The 13,401-nt window shown below is 66.4% G+C and carries 18 protein-coding genes; 12 read left to right on the forward strand and 6 right to left on the reverse strand.

Going from position 1 to position 13,401, the window contains the following annotated elements; translation table 11 throughout:
* Positions 1 to 10 precede the first annotated feature (10 nt).
* A complete protein-coding gene (locus ACLIMP_RS00655; RefSeq protein ID WP_054434782.1) occupies positions 11 to 358 on the forward strand; it encodes a hypothetical protein in 348 nt (115 codons plus the stop codon).
* Entirely contained in the window at positions 355 to 594 is a 240-nt protein-coding gene (locus ACLIMP_RS00660) for a hypothetical protein (RefSeq protein ID WP_185998657.1), read from the forward strand. Before ACLIMP_RS00655 ends, ACLIMP_RS00660 begins: the two co-directional genes overlap by 4 nt.
* Positions 595 to 1,068: 474 nt before the next feature.
* Here the strand turns inward: ACLIMP_RS00660 and ACLIMP_RS00665 are convergent, their stop codons facing one another.
* Positions 1,069 to 3,132 (reverse strand): NAD(+) synthase, encoded by a 2,064-nt coding sequence (locus tag ACLIMP_RS00665; protein ID WP_324696871.1) that lies wholly within the window; start codon positions 3,130 to 3,132, stop codon positions 1,069 to 1,071.
* Positions 3,133 to 3,210: 78 nt separating this feature from the next.
* Between ACLIMP_RS00665 and ACLIMP_RS00670 the strand changes: the two genes are divergently transcribed.
* Both ACLIMP_RS00670 and ACLIMP_RS00675 read left to right on the forward strand, forming a co-directional pair.
* On the forward strand, positions 3,211 to 3,627 hold the full coding sequence (locus ACLIMP_RS00670; protein WP_324696873.1) for a SufE family protein: 417 nt from the start codon (positions 3,211 to 3,213) through the stop codon (positions 3,625 to 3,627).
* On the forward strand, positions 3,624 to 3,983 hold the full coding sequence (locus ACLIMP_RS00675) for a YbaN family protein (RefSeq protein ID WP_054434752.1): 360 nt from the start codon (positions 3,624 to 3,626) through the stop codon (positions 3,981 to 3,983). The genes ACLIMP_RS00670 and ACLIMP_RS00675 overlap by 4 nt, the downstream gene beginning before the upstream one ends.
* A 10-nt stretch (positions 3,984 to 3,993) precedes the next feature.
* On the opposite strand, the gene ACLIMP_RS00680 is transcribed toward ACLIMP_RS00675, so the two are convergent.
* From ACLIMP_RS00680 to ACLIMP_RS00690, 3 genes are all read right to left on the reverse strand, one after another.
* Entirely contained in the window at positions 3,994 to 5,385 is a 1,392-nt protein-coding gene (locus ACLIMP_RS00680) for a L,D-transpeptidase family protein (protein WP_443477990.1), read from the reverse strand.
* 18 nt (positions 5,386 to 5,403) lie between these two features.
* A complete protein-coding gene (locus tag ACLIMP_RS00685; protein WP_324696879.1) occupies positions 5,404 to 5,649 on the reverse strand; it encodes a hypothetical protein in 246 nt (81 codons plus the stop codon).
* A gap of 247 nt (positions 5,650 to 5,896) precedes the next feature.
* Positions 5,897 to 6,418, reverse strand: a complete 522-nt coding sequence (locus tag ACLIMP_RS00690; RefSeq protein WP_324696881.1) for a sterol desaturase family protein — start codon at positions 6,416 to 6,418, stop codon at positions 5,897 to 5,899.
* Between the two features lie 316 nt (positions 6,419 to 6,734).
* Between ACLIMP_RS00690 and ACLIMP_RS00695 the strand changes: the two genes are divergently transcribed.
* The 8 genes from ACLIMP_RS00695 (at position 6,735) to ACLIMP_RS00730 (ending at position 11,657) form a co-directional block, all read left to right on the forward strand.
* The gene (locus tag ACLIMP_RS00695; RefSeq protein ID WP_054434780.1) at positions 6,735 to 7,106 is read left to right on the forward strand and encodes a hypothetical protein; all 372 of its coding nucleotides are present in this window, start codon (positions 6,735 to 6,737) and stop codon (positions 7,104 to 7,106) included.
* A 101-nt stretch (positions 7,107 to 7,207) separates the two neighbouring features.
* The gene (gene leuC, locus ACLIMP_RS00700; protein WP_054434744.1) at positions 7,208 to 8,641 is read left to right on the forward strand and encodes a 3-isopropylmalate dehydratase large subunit; all 1,434 of its coding nucleotides are present in this window, start codon (positions 7,208 to 7,210) and stop codon (positions 8,639 to 8,641) included.
* A 7-nt stretch (positions 8,642 to 8,648) separates the two neighbouring features.
* Complete coding sequence (locus ACLIMP_RS00705; protein ID WP_165913233.1) at positions 8,649 to 8,813, forward strand: hypothetical protein; 165 nt, start codon at positions 8,649 to 8,651, stop codon at positions 8,811 to 8,813.
* On the forward strand, positions 8,813 to 9,412 hold the full coding sequence (gene leuD, locus ACLIMP_RS00710; protein WP_132469150.1) for a 3-isopropylmalate dehydratase small subunit: 600 nt from the start codon (positions 8,813 to 8,815) through the stop codon (positions 9,410 to 9,412). The genes ACLIMP_RS00705 and leuD overlap by 1 nt, the downstream gene beginning before the upstream one ends.
* A 109-nt stretch (positions 9,413 to 9,521) precedes the next feature.
* Positions 9,522 to 9,845 carry a DUF1476 domain-containing protein gene (locus ACLIMP_RS00715; RefSeq protein WP_185998654.1) on the forward strand — a complete coding sequence of 108 codons (324 nt, stop codon included), beginning with the start codon at positions 9,522 to 9,524 and terminating at the stop codon, positions 9,843 to 9,845.
* Between the two features lie 23 nt (positions 9,846 to 9,868).
* Positions 9,869 to 10,102, forward strand: coding sequence for a BolA/IbaG family iron-sulfur metabolism protein (locus ACLIMP_RS00720; RefSeq protein ID WP_054434740.1), 234 nt, complete (start codon positions 9,869 to 9,871; stop codon positions 10,100 to 10,102).
* 30 nt (positions 10,103 to 10,132) lie between these two features.
* A complete protein-coding gene (gene grxD / locus ACLIMP_RS00725) occupies positions 10,133 to 10,462 on the forward strand; it encodes a Grx4 family monothiol glutaredoxin (protein WP_054434738.1) in 330 nt (109 codons plus the stop codon).
* Between the two features lie 391 nt (positions 10,463 to 10,853).
* A complete protein-coding gene (locus tag ACLIMP_RS00730) occupies positions 10,854 to 11,657 on the forward strand; it encodes an NUDIX hydrolase (protein ID WP_132469151.1) in 804 nt (267 codons plus the stop codon).
* 63 nt (positions 11,658 to 11,720) lie between these two features.
* On the opposite strand, the gene ACLIMP_RS00735 is transcribed toward ACLIMP_RS00730, so the two are convergent.
* On the reverse strand, positions 11,721 to 12,983 hold the full coding sequence (locus ACLIMP_RS00735) for an MFS transporter (protein WP_324696890.1): 1,263 nt from the start codon (positions 12,981 to 12,983) through the stop codon (positions 11,721 to 11,723).
* 135 nt (positions 12,984 to 13,118) lie between these two features.
* Complete coding sequence (locus tag ACLIMP_RS00740; RefSeq protein ID WP_255351599.1) at positions 13,119 to 13,253, reverse strand: hypothetical protein; 135 nt, start codon at positions 13,251 to 13,253, stop codon at positions 13,119 to 13,121.
* Positions 13,254 to 13,401 lie beyond the last annotated feature (148 nt).

Raw genomic sequence — 13,401 nt, forward strand, 5'->3', positions numbered from 1 at the left:
CCTGACGGACATGGCTCTCGACTATGCAACCCTGGAAGTGCTCTCCCCGGTGATCGTTGCCGCCACCGCGCTGGGCGTGGGCGGATGGATCTTCAACAACTGGCTGCGCATGCGCCACGGCTATCCGCTGGAAAACTCCTGGGGCAAGGCGATCTATCCCAAGAACGACGGCGAGGCGCAGGCGCGGGTGCAGCTCCTCACCCAGGAAAACGCCCAGCTTCGTGCCGAGATCGGCTCGATAAAGGACCGCCTCGCCAGCGTCGAACGGATTGTCACGGATCAGGGTTATGATGTAGCGCGCCAGATCGAAGGCCTGCGGGAAGCCCGCAACGGGATCGGCCACGAGGTGACGCAATGAGTTTCTGGACTGCCGTAGTCGTCATTTTCGCGATAGCCTCGGTCACGTGGCTGCGCGCGCAGAAGCTGAGGGGCGAAAAGCCGGGCTTCCGACTGGACGACCACAGCGAACGCGAACACGAACTGGAGAGCGAGGTCGAGAACCTGCGCAAGCGCATCGCCGTGCTCGAACGTATCGCCACGGACGACCGCCGCGAAAGGGATCTCGCGCGCGAGATCGACGCGCTCCGGGATTGACGCCGCCGGGCGATCCGGGGCCGATCTTGACAAATTTAACCAAATAGGTTATAACCCCGGCCCATCCGTTCGGCCCGAAGCGCAAGGGCCAGCGGTGTATCGGGTCGGCGCAGGGAAGCCGGAAGGCGCGGGCATCCGCCTCGGCCAGGCACCCCTCCGTCCGACCGGACCGGTTCATCCGCGTGCCCGGCCCGCCGCTCCCAAGCCGGAGCGGTTTCCCGGACCACCCTGGGTCGAGGCCGACGCGAGCCCCGCGCCGTCGCACCCGAACCGTTCCGACAGGGCCGAGCCGGACTGGCATTGCCGCTATCCGGCCATTCGCAAGAGCAGGCAGAACTCCCGCCCGGTCTTCCACAGACGGGCATCCCTCGCCGGCCCGATGTTCATCAGGCTTTACGGGGCTTCCCCCTTCCGGCGTTACCCCGCATTCGCCAGCGGGTGCATTGCCATGTCTTCGGTCCGGGCCTGCCGGGCTCAGGGAACCCGCGCGTCCAGTTCCGCCAGCCACACCGCCGCGCTGGCATCGGACGGCGCGCGCCAGTCTCCGCGTGGGGACAGCGCGCCGCCGGAGGAGACTTTCGGCCCGTTCGGCACGGCAGAGCGCTTGAACTGGCTGAAGGCGAAGAAGCGCCGCAGGAACTTCTCCAGCCAGGACCGGATCGTGGCGAGGTCGTATTCGTTCCGGCGATCCTCCGCGAAGCCGGCTGGCCACGTCCCCGCCGCCGCATCGCGCCATGCATGGAGCGCGAGGAAGGCGACTTTCGAGGGCTTCTGTCCGAAGCGCACGATGTGGTGCAGGAAAAAGTCGTTCAGTTCATAAGGCCCGATCTTCGCCTCGGTGCTCTGGATCGCGCCGTCCGCCCCTGCCGGCACCAGTTCCGGCGAGATCTCGGTGCCGAGGATGGCGAGCAGCACCTCCTCGGTCTCCGCGCCGAACTGGTCCGTCGTCGCGCACCAGCGGATCAGGTACTGGATCAGCGTCTTGGGCACGCCCGCGTTGACCGTGTAGTGGCTCATCTGGTCACCAACGCCGTAAGTGCACCAGCCGAGCGCCAGTTCGGACAAGTCTCCGGTGCCGATCACGAAACCGTCGTGCTGGTTGGCGAGGCGGAACAGGTAATCGGTGCGCAGGCCCGCCTGCACGTTCTCGAAGGTCACGTCGTAGACGGGCTCGCCGTTCGAGAAAGCGTGGCCGATGTCCTGCAGCATCGTCGTCGCCGCGGGGCGGATATCGATCTCCTCGGCAGTGATGCCAACGGCGTTCATCAGCTTCCAGGCGTTGGACTTGGTGCCGTCGCTGGTGGCGAAACCGGGCATCGTGTAGCCGCGAATGAAGGTGCGCGGCAGGCCCAGCCGGTCGCAGGCGCGGGCGGCGACGATCAGCGCATGGGTCGAATCGAGCCCGCCCGAGATGCCGATCACCATGGACTTGGCGCCCGTAGCCTCGATCCGGCGCATCAGGCCGTCGACCTGGATGTTGAACGCCTCGTAGCAGTCGGCATCCAGCTTGTCGGCGCGCGAGGGCACGAAGGGGAAGCGCGAGACCGGGCGGATCAACCCGATGTCGCCGCCCGCCGGAGCATGGCGGAAAGGCACGGTGCGGAAAGTCTCGTCGGGATTGCCCGCCACTTCGGCCGCGTCGTTGAAGGTGGGCACGCGCATCCGGTCCATGACGATGCGGTCCACATCGACGTCGGCGATGCACAGTTCCGCCTCCAGCGAGAAGCGCTCGCTCTCGGCCAGAAGGTCGCCCAGTTCGTAGATGATGCCCTGCCCGTCCCAGGCAAGATCGGTCGTGCTCTCGCCATGCCCGGCGGCGGAGTAGATATAGGCCGCCGTCGCGCGGGCGGACTGCGAGCGGCAGAGCAAGTGCCGTTCGTCCGACTTGCCGATGACGATGTTGGAAGCCGAGAGGTTGCACAGGATCGTCGCCCCGGCGAGCGCGCCGTGCGAACTGGGCGGGGTGGCGGCCCAGATATCCTCGCAGATCTCGATGAAGAAGCGGAAGTTGGGCAGCACTTCGGACGCGAAGACCAGATCGACGCCGAAGGGCACGTCCTGCCCGTTCACGCGGATGGTCTGGCCCTTCAGCGTCTTGCCGCTGGCGAACCAGCGCTTTTCATAGAACTCGCGGTAGTTGGGCAGATAGGACTTGGGCACCACGCCCAGCAGCCGCCCATGCGCGATGGCAAGCGCGCAGTTGTAGAGCCGCCCCTTGTGCGGCAGCGCCGCGCCGACCAGCAGCACGGGCGAGAGATCGGCGCTGGCGTGGACGATTTCCGCCACGGCCGCTTCCACCGCCTCGATCATCGCCGCCTGCAAGTGCAAGTCGTCGATGGCGTAGGAAGAGAGGCACAGTTCGGGGAAGACCAAGAGGTCCACATGCGCGTCATGCGCGCGCTGCGCCTCTGCCAGCACGGCGTCGCGATTGAAGGCGACATCGGCGGTGCGGACCTTGGGCGTGGAAGTGGCGACGCGCACGAAGCCGTGTTCGTGCGCCGAGAAGAATGAATGGGAGAAAAAGGGATGTGCACTCATGGGCAAATCCCTGACAGGATCGGAAGCGAGAGGCAACTTCCCCTTGCCCTCCCCCGCGCCGCGCTTAAATGGCAGGGCATGCGCAGCCTCGACGACATCCGCGAAGAATACGAGTTTTCCGAAGGCGATGAACGCTATCGCCTGCTGATCGGCCTCGGCGCCGAACTCGATCCCATGCCCGATGCGCTGAAGACGGACGCCACCAAAGTGCGCGGCTGCTCGGCCAGCGTCTGGGTCTATCCGATGGCGCAGGACGACGGCACGCTGCACTTCCTGGCAGACAGCAATGCCGCGATCACCAAGGGCATCGTCTCGCTGGTGATCTCCGCCGTGCAGGACAAGCCCGCCGCCGAAGTGGCGGAAACCGACATCGCCGCCGCGCTGGAATCGTTCGACCTCAAGAACCAGCTCTCGTCCAACCGCACCCAGGGCGTGCCGAACATGATCGCGCTGATCCGCGAAACCGCCGCGCGCTACGCGACCCAGCAGTCTTGAAGCGGCTCGGCCGCCCTCTGTGGATGGCGGCGGGCCTGTTCTTCGTGGCGCTCGGCACGATCGGCATCTTCCTGCCGGTGATGCCCACGGTGGTGTTCTACCTGCTGGCGGCGGCATGCTTCGGCAAGAGCCATCCTGAATGGGCCGAGCGGCTCTACAACCACCCGCATTACGGCCACAACTTGCGCGAATGGCGAGACCGCCGGGCGATCAGCCGCAAGGGCAAGGTCTCCGCGATCCTGGCGATGAGCGCCTCGATCCCGTTTACCTGGTTCACCGTGGGCTGGCCCTGGGTCCTGATCCCGGCGGCGGTGCTGGCAACGATCGGCCCGTGGATCTGGACGCGCGCCGAATAGGATCGCGGCGCTAGCGCCGGTCCCTGCCATAGACGTCAGTCAGCAGCGCCACGCCGGACCGGGTCGCCGTGGCCGTAAGATAGGTGAGGTAGACCGGCACCGGCGCCGGCATCACCACTGGCTGTTCCGGCCCCTTGCCGTGCCGGTCGAAGGCCTTGCCCATCATCCAGCGGCCGAGCTTCTCCGCATCGTCGAGGCGGATGCAGCCGTTGCTGAGGTGGCGGTCCTCCTTGACCAGCAGGTCGCGGTTCGGCGTATCGTGAAGGTAGATGCCCTCGTCGTTGGGGAACAGGTACTTCACCTTGCCCATCGAATTGGCAGGACCGGGCAGTTCGCGAATGCGCAGGTCCACCTTGCCGTCCTGCACGGCCCGCCAGTCGATCGTCGCCGGATCGACGACTTGCGGATTGGCGCTCCAGTCCGACAGGACTTCCATGTTCATGGACTTGAGCGTGCGGCCGGAGAGTATCTTGCGGGCGACGTTGTCACGCGTGAGGTAATCCGGGATATTCCAGTAGGGGTTGAAGATCGCCCAGTTGATGTAGCCTGCCAGCATCGGCGTCTGCGTCTTTTCGGCGCCCACCACGACCCGCATGGTGCCGACCATCTTGCCGTTCTGGTAATACCACAGCCGCGCGGTCGCCGCGTCCACCACGATATGCCGGACCGCCGCCGAGGGCAGCACGCGGGCGCGCTCCAGATTGAGCCGCACGACCTCGATCGTGCGCTCGTCGGCACCTTTGTTTTCGACGGCGCGCAGCAGGTCGCGCATGCGCAGGTAGTGCGGGCTCATCCAGCCCATGCCGCCGACATAGGCGCCGAAATCGTTCAGCGCCGCAACCCGCAGGATCGCATCGTCGGCCAGCTTCGCCGGGGCGAGCCCCTTGCCGACATAAGTCATGCCCACGTTCCCGGCCTTGCGCATGTCGCGCACATAGCGCGCAAAGGCGCTGGACAGCGCAACTTCCGCAGTGGCCACGTCCTCGGGCCCGCCGCGATTGGCCTGCGAGATCGCCTCGCGCAGCTTGTCCGGGCCGTAGCGCGAGGGCTTCAGGCCATCCAGTTCCGCCTCGTCGAGATAACGCAGGAACGCCTGTGCATCCGCGCCGATGCGGCCCTTGCTAACCCAGACCGGCTGGAAACCGCGGCCCTGGTAGAACTTCGCGATCTTTCCGCCAGCTTCATGCCGGATCGCCAGCGCCGTTGCCATGGCCCCGGCGCCGGTGGCTCCGGCACCGGGGGCAGTGGCTCTGACCGACGCGGGCTTCGCCGCGCCTGCCTTTACGCCTGTTCTGGCCGGAGCAGCCAGAGCCGTCGATATCAAGCCCGGACCGATGGTCAGGATGGCCAGGCCGAACAGCGCGGCCCCGGTCTGGCCGCAGGGAAACTGGCGGAAATTCATCGTGTGCTTGCTTCGCCCTCAGCCGCGTTCACCGGTGCGGGTCGGAGCGGGCGGCGGCGAAGGCGGCGGCGGCGTGTAGTTCGGGTGATAGATGCCGTCGGATGTGTAGTAACCGTCGATGATGCCGTCGCCGTCGCGGTCGGCCGCGACGGATCCGGGAACGGCGCCGGGCGGCGGCGGCGGGGGAAGCGATTCCTTCTTGCTCGCGCATCCGGCCAGGGCGATGCCCCCCGCTGCGGCGAGAATGATGAGTGCTTTTTTCATGCGATGTCCTCCCGGTTCGTGTCCGTGTCGGAGCTTGGGAGAGGCGGGACTGTCGCAGCTCCCGTTGACACCCTGTCACGCTTATCGGGACTGCGAATCAGGGAAATAGCGCTGCCACCAGCGCAGAGACGAATGGTGGCACTTTCGCGCCGGATTGCGCGAGCCCCTGAAAAACGCCGATTTCGATAGTGTACGCCAGATTAACAGGGTGCCCGGCGGCATGGCACGCGGACAGAAGCCCCACCCTTCAGCGTTCTTCCACGGCCTCGCGAAGCACGGCGATGCCGCGCTGGCGCTGCTCGCGCAGTTCGCGCTTCAGCACGGCCGGGTCCCGCGCGATCACGAAACCGAAACTGACCCCGCCTTCCTTGCCCACCGTGGCGTGATGAAGCTTGTGCGCCTGAACAAGCCGCTTGGCATAGCCGCGCTTGGGCACCCACCGGAAATAGCGCTGATGCACGAGCCCGTCATGGATCAGCGTGTAGATCACGCCGTAGATCAGCACGCCAAGGCCGATCCAGGTTCCCGGCTCCCAAGCCCCCTCGCCCATCACCAGCGGCGATCCGAGCGCGAACATGCCGATGGAGATCGCCGCGCCGAACAGCGCGAAAAGGTCGTTCTTTTCCAGAAAGCCGTCGTGCGGCTCGTGGTGGTCGCGGTGCCAGGCCCAGCCGAAGCCGTGCATCACATACTTGTGACTCGCCCAGGCGACGAATTCCATCGCGGCGGCGGCGGCAAGCACGACAAGGCAGGCGGCAAGAATGGACATGGACCGGCTTCTAGCCTGTCCTCGCGCGCTTGTCAGGTCCGGCGTCGGGCCCGGGGGTCAGGTCCGGCGACAGGCGGCCTGTTCGGAATGCAGATGCAACCGCGAGAGCGCGGGGCCATCGCGGCTGCCCTGCATTCCTTCTTGTCTTTCAGGCTACCCTCTCCCTTCGGGTCGCCCGGCTCGCTTACCGGAGCAGAGCCGCGACACTTAGTTACAAATGCCGACAGGACTGTGACGTGTCAGTCTTCTCCCGTTCATGTTCGCCGCACTAAATCTGAATGCACGGAACAAGACCCGGAAAGAGAAGGAAAGTCCCATGCGCAAGATCGCCCGTTTCATCGCTCCCGCCCTCGTCGCCGCGCTGGGTATCTCGGCCATCGCACCCGGCATCGCCGAAGCCGCGCCGCGCCACGAAGCTGCCCGTTACACGCCGAATCGCGAAGCGAAGATCCGCTCGGACATCGCCGGCCTGCGCAGCCAGATCGACCGCGCCGCCGCGCGCCGCACGATCAGCCAGCGCGAAGCGACCGGCCTGCGCCGGGATGCCGCCGAAATCCAGCGCCTGCACGCCAGCTACGCGCGCGGCGGACTGAACCCCCGCGAGATGCAGACGCTCGAAAGCAAGATCAATCGCGTACACGCCGCGCTCCACGCGGAACGGAACGATCGCAACGGCCATCGCCGCTGAGCAAATAGCTCCAGTTGATCGCCCAGCGAATAATGTTGCGCGAAAAGGCGCGCCGGTTCCCCTTGAATTGCGGGTCCGGCGCGCCTAATCGCGCTTTCACCATGACAACGAAACCGCGCACCCTCTACCAGAAGATCTGGGACGCCCACGTCGTCGACACGCGCGACGACGGTACCAACCTCATCTATATCGACCGGCACCTCGTCCACGAAGTGACGAGCCCGCAGGCTTTCGAGAGCCTTCGCGTGGCCGGACGCCCGGTGCGTCGTCCCGATCTTACCCTTGCGGTTCCCGACCATAACCTGCCGACCACGGCCCGCAAGGACGCGGCAGGGCATGTGCTGCCCATCGCCGATCCCGAAAGCGCGCAGCAGCTTGCCGCGCTGAAGAAGAACGCGCCCGCCTTCGGCATTCGCTATATCGACGCCACAGATGCCGAGCAGGGCATCGTCCACGTCGTCGGCCCCGAGCAGGGCTTCTCGCTGCCCGGCGCCACGATCGTCTGCGGCGACAGCCACACCGCCTGCCACGGCGGCATCGGCGCGTTGGCCTTCGGCATCGGCACCAGCGAGGTCGAGCATGTGCTCGCCACGCAGACCCTGCTGCTCAAGCAGTCGAAGAGCTTCGAAGTCCGCGTGGACGGCAAGCTGGGCGCCGGGATCACCCCCAAGGACGTGGTGCTCCACATCATCGGCGTGATCGGCACGGCGGGCGGCACCGGCTACGTCATCGAATTCCGCGGCAACGTCTTCGAGGAAATGTCCGTCGAAGGCCGCCTGACCGTCTGCAACATGGCGATCGAAGGCGGCGCCCGCGCCGGCCTGATCGCACCGGACGAGACCACTTTCGCCTATGTCCAGGGCCGTCCTTACGCGCCCGAGGGCGAGGACTGGGACAAGGCCCTGGCCTGGTGGAAGAGCCTCGCGACCGACGAAGGCGCAACTTTCGACAAGACCGTCTCGATCCGTGCCGAGGATATCCAGCCGACCGTCACCTGGGGCACCAGCCCCGAGGACACGTCGGCGATCGGCGGCTTCGTGCCCGCACCGGAAGACTTCGCCGATGCCTCCAAGCGCGACGCGGTCAAGGTCAGCCTCGAATACATGGGCCTGACACCCGGCACCCGGCTCACGGACGTGGAAGTGCAGAACGTCTTCATCGGCTCGTGCACCAACAGCCGCATCGAGGACATTCGCGCCGCTGCCGAAGTGCTCAAGGGCCGCCACAAGGCCGACAACGTGAAGTGGGCGATCGTCGTCCCCGGCTCCGGCCTCGTGAAGGCGCAGGCCGAGGCCGAGGGGCTGGACAAGATCATCATCGACGCGGGCCTCGAATGGCGCGAACCGGGCTGCTCGGCCTGCCTCGCCATGAATCCCGACAAGGTTCCGGCAGGCGAGCGCTGCGCCTCGACCAGCAACCGCAACTTCACCGGCCGTCAGGGCCCCGGCAGCCGTACCCACCTGATGAGCCCCGCCATGGCCGCCGCCGCCGCCGTGACGGGCAAGCTCACCGATGTGCGCGAACTGGTAGGATAAGCACGACATGTCCAACGATCCCGAAAACAACCTCGCCAGCAAGGCCGCTCTCGCCGCCGGTGCCGCTATCGGCTCGGCCGCGATCGCCGCTGCCCTGCTCTTCGTGAAGCGCCGCAAGGCCCGCGCGAACGAAAAGCCGCTGCATCCCGAACAGGCCCCCGAGACCGATTGATGCAGGCGATCTCCCACGTCGCCGGGCGGGCCATCCCGTTCGGCCGCAAGAACGTCGACACCGACGTCATCATCCCGGCGCACTGGCTCAAGACCATCACCCGCGAAGGGCTGGGCAAGGGCGCGTTCGAGGCGGTGAAGAAGGAACCGGGCAACATCTTTGCGGACCCCGAGTTCGCGGGCGCGCCGATCCTGATCGCGGGCGACAACTTCGGCTGCGGCTCCAGCCGCGAGCACGCCGCCTGGGCTCTGCTCGACATGGGCGTGACCTGCGTGATCGCGCCGAGCTTCTCGGACATCTTCTCGGGCAATGCCTTCAAGAACGGCATCCTCACCGTGGCACTGCCGCAGGAGGCGATCGACCGTCTGATGGAAGTGGCGCAAACCGATCCGATCGACATCGACCTTGAAACGCAGACCGTCACCACGCGCTTCCAGGACCGCTACAGCTTCGAGATCGATCCGTTCCGCAAGCACTGCCTCCTTGGCGGCCTCGACGAAGTGGGCCTGACCATGGCGCAGGGCGATGCCATTTCGGCGCACGAGGCCAAGGCGCGCAACGAGCTGCCGTTCCTGGCGAAAACTCCCGCAACCGTGTGACGCGGCCGTCGTCCCGGACCCGGTCCGGGACGCGGTAACGCAAATCGGCATTGCCCCCGTCCGCTTCGCACCCTATCGGCAGGATAAAGCCCTAACCGAGGTTGTCCGAATGACGAGTTTCCAGGATCGCGAGCGCGCCGAAGAGGCTAAGTTCGTGCATGATGCCGACACCCAGTTCCGCATCCAGGCGCGCCGCAACCGCCTGCTGGGCGAATGGGCGGCCGTCCGGATGGACCTCTCCACCGCCGAGACCGAGGCTTACGCCAAAGCCGTGGTCCAGGCCGACTTCGAGGAAGCCGGCGACGAGGACGTGATCCGCAAGCTGCTGGGCGACCTTATCGCCGCGGGCGTCGATGCTTCGGAAGGGGAAATCCGCGCCGCGCTCGAAGCCAAGCAGGTCGAGGCCCGCCGCGCCTTCCTCGGCGAAGCGTAAGTCGAACGAAAAGGAACCCCGCCATGGCGATGTCCGCCAGCGAAATCGAAGCCATGATCCGCGCCGCCCTGCCCGATGCTTCGGTCGAGATCACCGATCTTGCCGGAGACGGCGACCATTATGCCGCGCGCGTGACCAGCGCCGCCTTCGCGGGCAAGCCCCGCGTCGCCCAGCACAAGATGGTCTACGAAGCCCTGGGCGGCCGCATGGGCGGCGTGCTTCACGCCTTGCAACTCACCACCGCCGTTCCCAACTGACTTGTTGGCACAGTTTGAAGGTACTCTGAAATGTCCGACGTCAACGCCCGCATCGGCGAGATTGTAAAGAACAACGACATCGTCCTCTTCATGAAGGGCACGCCGCTGTTTCCGCAGTGCGGCTTTTCCAGCCGGGCGATCGCCATCCTCGAACAGCTCGGCGCCCCTTACGAGAGCGTCGATGTTCTGCAGGACATGGAAATCCGCCAGGGCATCAAGGCCTATTCCGATTGGCCGACGATCCCGCAGCTCTACGTGAAGGGCGAATTCGTCGGCGGCAGCGACATCATGATGGAGATGTACGAGGCTGGCGAACTGCACCAGCTCTTCATCGACACCGGGCTCGCGACCCAGGGCTGATCGCCGGGCGCCTCCAGCGCTTCCAGCGCTTCCGCGAAACAGGCATTCCGAACGCCCGGGGGAAACCCCGGGCGTTTTGCCGTTCATGGCGCGCGTCCGGCGCCTTGTCCGGCCCGTTGCAGGCCTTCGCCCTGGCGATGTTGGGAACCGAATGCTCGGGGAGGCGGGGCCGGGAGACATTTCGGCCCCGCCTCGGTCGAAACTACTCGAGGTACCTTTTAAACAAAGCATGACCCGTGCCAGTTCCCGATTTCCTTGAAATTCCGGGATTTCCCTGCACGGCCGGCCATCCTCCAGCAGCATGACTGTAAAATTGAGCGACACATCCTGCCGCCCGGCCGGCAGGACAATTCCGCTTGCCTCCCATGGCCCCCCGCGCGAATGCCATGGGATGACGGTCTACACTCCCAGCAACGAACCGATGCCGGCGGACGGCCCCAGCGTGGTGCCAGCAGCCACACTCGTGATCTTCCGCCGGCCCGCAGGGGAAGCAGCCGGACAACCGCCTGAACTGCTGATGGTCCAGCGCGCCCGCGAAATGCGCTTCGCCGGCGGCGCCGCCGTCTTTCCGGGCGGACGGGTCGATCCGGCCGACCGCGATCTGGCGGCAAACCTCATGCCGGACGCGCCCATCGAACTGGCCGCCGCGCGCATCGCCGCAATCCGCGAGACGCTGGAGGAGACCGGCCTGATGGTCGCGGTCCGGCAACCGGTAAGCGCACCGGCTGCGGCGAAAGCACGGCACATGCTGCTGAAGGACGGCCGCCTCGCCCCGGTCCTTGCCCAATTCGGCTGGGAGCTGGAGCCTGAGCGGCTCACGCTCTATGCACACTGGTGCCCGCCGTGGGACAAGGGTTTCGATACGCGCTTCTTCGTCACCGATCTCGGGACCGGCGCGGTGGACGTTACCGTGGATGCCACGGAGAACACCCGCCTGTTCTGGACCAGCGCCTCCCACGCCATCGACATGGCGGATCGCGGGGAAATCTCGGTCATATTCCCCACGCGCCGCAATCTGGAGCGCCTGGCCCGCTTTGCGAACCACGACGATGCGCTGGCGGACATCGCCCGGCATCCGGTCGAACGCATCCATCCCCGGATAGAGCTGGTGGACGGCGAGGAATGGCTGATGATCCCGGACGGCCACGGCTATCCGGTGCGGGGCCAGGTCAAGGCCAGCGCCGATCGCGGTTGACCTGCAGGGTGCGCAGGGAAGGCTCGAGGTTCCCCGCGCACCTCGCCGGTCCGGTTCGCCCCGTCAGGCCGGCTCGGGCGCGGCCGAGGCGTTCGGCCCCTCGATCTTGCGGCCACTTGCCCCGTAAAGCCCCAGAGCGATAGCCAGGACGAACAGGGCCACCATCGCCTTGATCGCCAGATCGTAGCTGCCGGTCAGCGTGAAAGCCTTTGCCGATCCGATCACCGCAAAGGCAACGAAGGGCAGACTGATCAGGGAGTTGAGGCCGAACCCGCGGCTGTAGCTCGCCTGTCCGAACGCGTCGGAAAGCCCCCTCCCCAGTGTCGGGATCGCGCCGACGCCATGCATTCCGATCAGCGCCACCGCAACGGCGGTGAAGGCGAAAGGCGGGTGCAGCAACAGGAGCGCCCAGAGCAGCGCGCAATCGAAGCCGATCAGCGCCAGCGAACGCCCGCCGCCGATCTTGTCCGCAAGCCAGCCGAACAGCACCGACCCCGCGATCCCGGCCAGCGACATGATCGACTGGAGCTGCGCCGATTCGGCACGGGAGAAGCCCCAGGATTCGCCCATCGGCACCAGAAGCGATCCCAGCAGCACCGAACTTGTCATGCTCGCCACCGCCGCGATGCACAGCGCCCAGAAGCGCGGCCGGGCCAGCAGCTGCGCGACGCTGAACGAACCGTCCGACGTGCGACGGTCAGGCGAGACGGGCGCAGCGGTTTCGAGGCCGGGGGGATGGTCGATCGTCAACAGGCAAAGCGGGATCATCACGGCCCCCGCAACGAGGCCGATGGCAAGATAGAGCGTGCCAGGCGCGAAACTGTCGAGCGCCTCATGCAGCAGCCAGGGCATGATCGCGATGGCGACCGGCAGATGCACCACGCCCAGCGCCAGTCCGCGATTGCGGTGGAACCAGCGCGTGACGAGCGTGGCCGGCCCGACTGAGCCCGCCAGACTGAGCGCCGGACCGAAGAACAGGCCGTAGGCAACGAGGTAGAGAGCATAGCTTTGCGTGAAGGCCAGCATCATGTAGCCGCCCACCGTCAGCAGCGCGCCCGCCAGAAGAAGCAACCGCAACGACACCCGGGCCATCAGCACGCCAACGAAGGGCGCCAGCAGGCAGGACCCGACCAGCACCAGCGGAATGCCGGCCGCCGCCGCTTCCGCGCTCACACCGAGCCGTTGCTCCACCGAAGCGAGCATGATCCCGAAGGAGCCCATCACGGTGCCGATCACCAGATTGTGCGAAACGCCCGCGATCACGCCCATGCGGACGGCAAGCGGATGATTTGGAATATCCGGCGATTGACCGGGTGCATGTGCCATGGCTCTCTCCCAAGAGACGAAGGTGCCGGCTTTGCGCCGGACATTATGTCCCGGGGAGGATACGTGGCCCTGTGATGCTGACGAGGAGATTGGCCGAGGCCCGGCAAGATACCGCCGGGGCGAACCAGGCACCGCTCAGCCGATGGCGCGGCGCTCCGGCACGAACGTGGGGTGGAGCCGAACCAGATGCTCGATCACGGAGCCGAAGAGCGGGCGATCGAACTCGATCCCGGCGAAGTCGCCGCTGAGCCAGCGCACGATGCCGGTCATGCCTGCCAAACCCTGGGGCCGGATGACGACACGGCTGCCCACACACAGGAAAGGCGCCGCGATTCGCACGCAGCATCCCTCGGTCGAAAGGTCGGAAATCTCGCCCTCGTCGTGCAAGCCCCCCCCGTCGTGCAGCCCCCCATCGTGC

Source organism: Novosphingobium aeonii, from assembly GCF_052279045.1.
In the GTDB taxonomy this organism is placed as follows: Bacteria; Pseudomonadota; Alphaproteobacteria; order Sphingomonadales; family Sphingomonadaceae; genus Novosphingobium.

What these genes read in the sequence shown, in the direction of transcription:
- ACLIMP_RS00685 (WP_324696879.1), bottom strand. Translation starts at nt 5,649, where the DNA reads ATGAAAAAAGCACTCATCATTCTCGCCGCAGCGGGGGGCATCGCCCTG.
- ACLIMP_RS00720 (WP_054434740.1), top strand. Translation starts at nt 9,869, where the DNA reads ATGGCGATGTCCGCCAGCGAAATCGAAGCCATGATCCGCGCCGCCCTG.
- ACLIMP_RS00740 (WP_255351599.1), bottom strand. Translation starts at nt 13,253, where the DNA reads ATGACCGGCATCGTGCGCTGGCTCAGCGGCGACTTCGCCGGGATCGAG.
- ACLIMP_RS00670 (WP_324696873.1), top strand. Translation starts at nt 3,211, where the DNA reads ATGCGCAGCCTCGACGACATCCGCGAAGAATACGAGTTTTCCGAAGGC.
- ACLIMP_RS00660 (WP_185998657.1), top strand. Translation starts at nt 355, where the DNA reads ATGAGTTTCTGGACTGCCGTAGTCGTCATTTTCGCGATAGCCTCGGTC.
- leuD (WP_132469150.1), top strand. Translation starts at nt 8,813, where the DNA reads ATGCAGGCGATCTCCCACGTCGCCGGGCGGGCCATCCCGTTCGGCCGC.
- ACLIMP_RS00680 (WP_443477990.1), bottom strand. Translation starts at nt 5,385, where the DNA reads ATGAATTTCCGCCAGTTTCCCTGCGGCCAGACCGGGGCCGCGCTGTTC.
- ACLIMP_RS00705 (WP_165913233.1), top strand. Translation starts at nt 8,649, where the DNA reads ATGTCCAACGATCCCGAAAACAACCTCGCCAGCAAGGCCGCTCTCGCC.
- leuC (WP_054434744.1), top strand. Translation starts at nt 7,208, where the DNA reads ATGACAACGAAACCGCGCACCCTCTACCAGAAGATCTGGGACGCCCAC.
- ACLIMP_RS00715 (WP_185998654.1), top strand. Translation starts at nt 9,522, where the DNA reads ATGACGAGTTTCCAGGATCGCGAGCGCGCCGAAGAGGCTAAGTTCGTG.
- grxD (WP_054434738.1), top strand. Translation starts at nt 10,133, where the DNA reads ATGTCCGACGTCAACGCCCGCATCGGCGAGATTGTAAAGAACAACGAC.
- ACLIMP_RS00730 (WP_132469151.1), top strand. Translation starts at nt 10,854, where the DNA reads ATGACGGTCTACACTCCCAGCAACGAACCGATGCCGGCGGACGGCCCC.
- ACLIMP_RS00655 (WP_054434782.1), top strand. Translation starts at nt 11, where the DNA reads ATGGCTCTCGACTATGCAACCCTGGAAGTGCTCTCCCCGGTGATCGTT.
- ACLIMP_RS00735 (WP_324696890.1), bottom strand. Translation starts at nt 12,983, where the DNA reads ATGGCACATGCACCCGGTCAATCGCCGGATATTCCAAATCATCCGCTT.
- ACLIMP_RS00665 (WP_324696871.1), bottom strand. Translation starts at nt 3,132, where the DNA reads ATGAGTGCACATCCCTTTTTCTCCCATTCATTCTTCTCGGCGCACGAA.
- ACLIMP_RS00695 (WP_054434780.1), top strand. Translation starts at nt 6,735, where the DNA reads ATGCGCAAGATCGCCCGTTTCATCGCTCCCGCCCTCGTCGCCGCGCTG.
- ACLIMP_RS00690 (WP_324696881.1), bottom strand. Translation starts at nt 6,418, where the DNA reads ATGTCCATTCTTGCCGCCTGCCTTGTCGTGCTTGCCGCCGCCGCCGCG.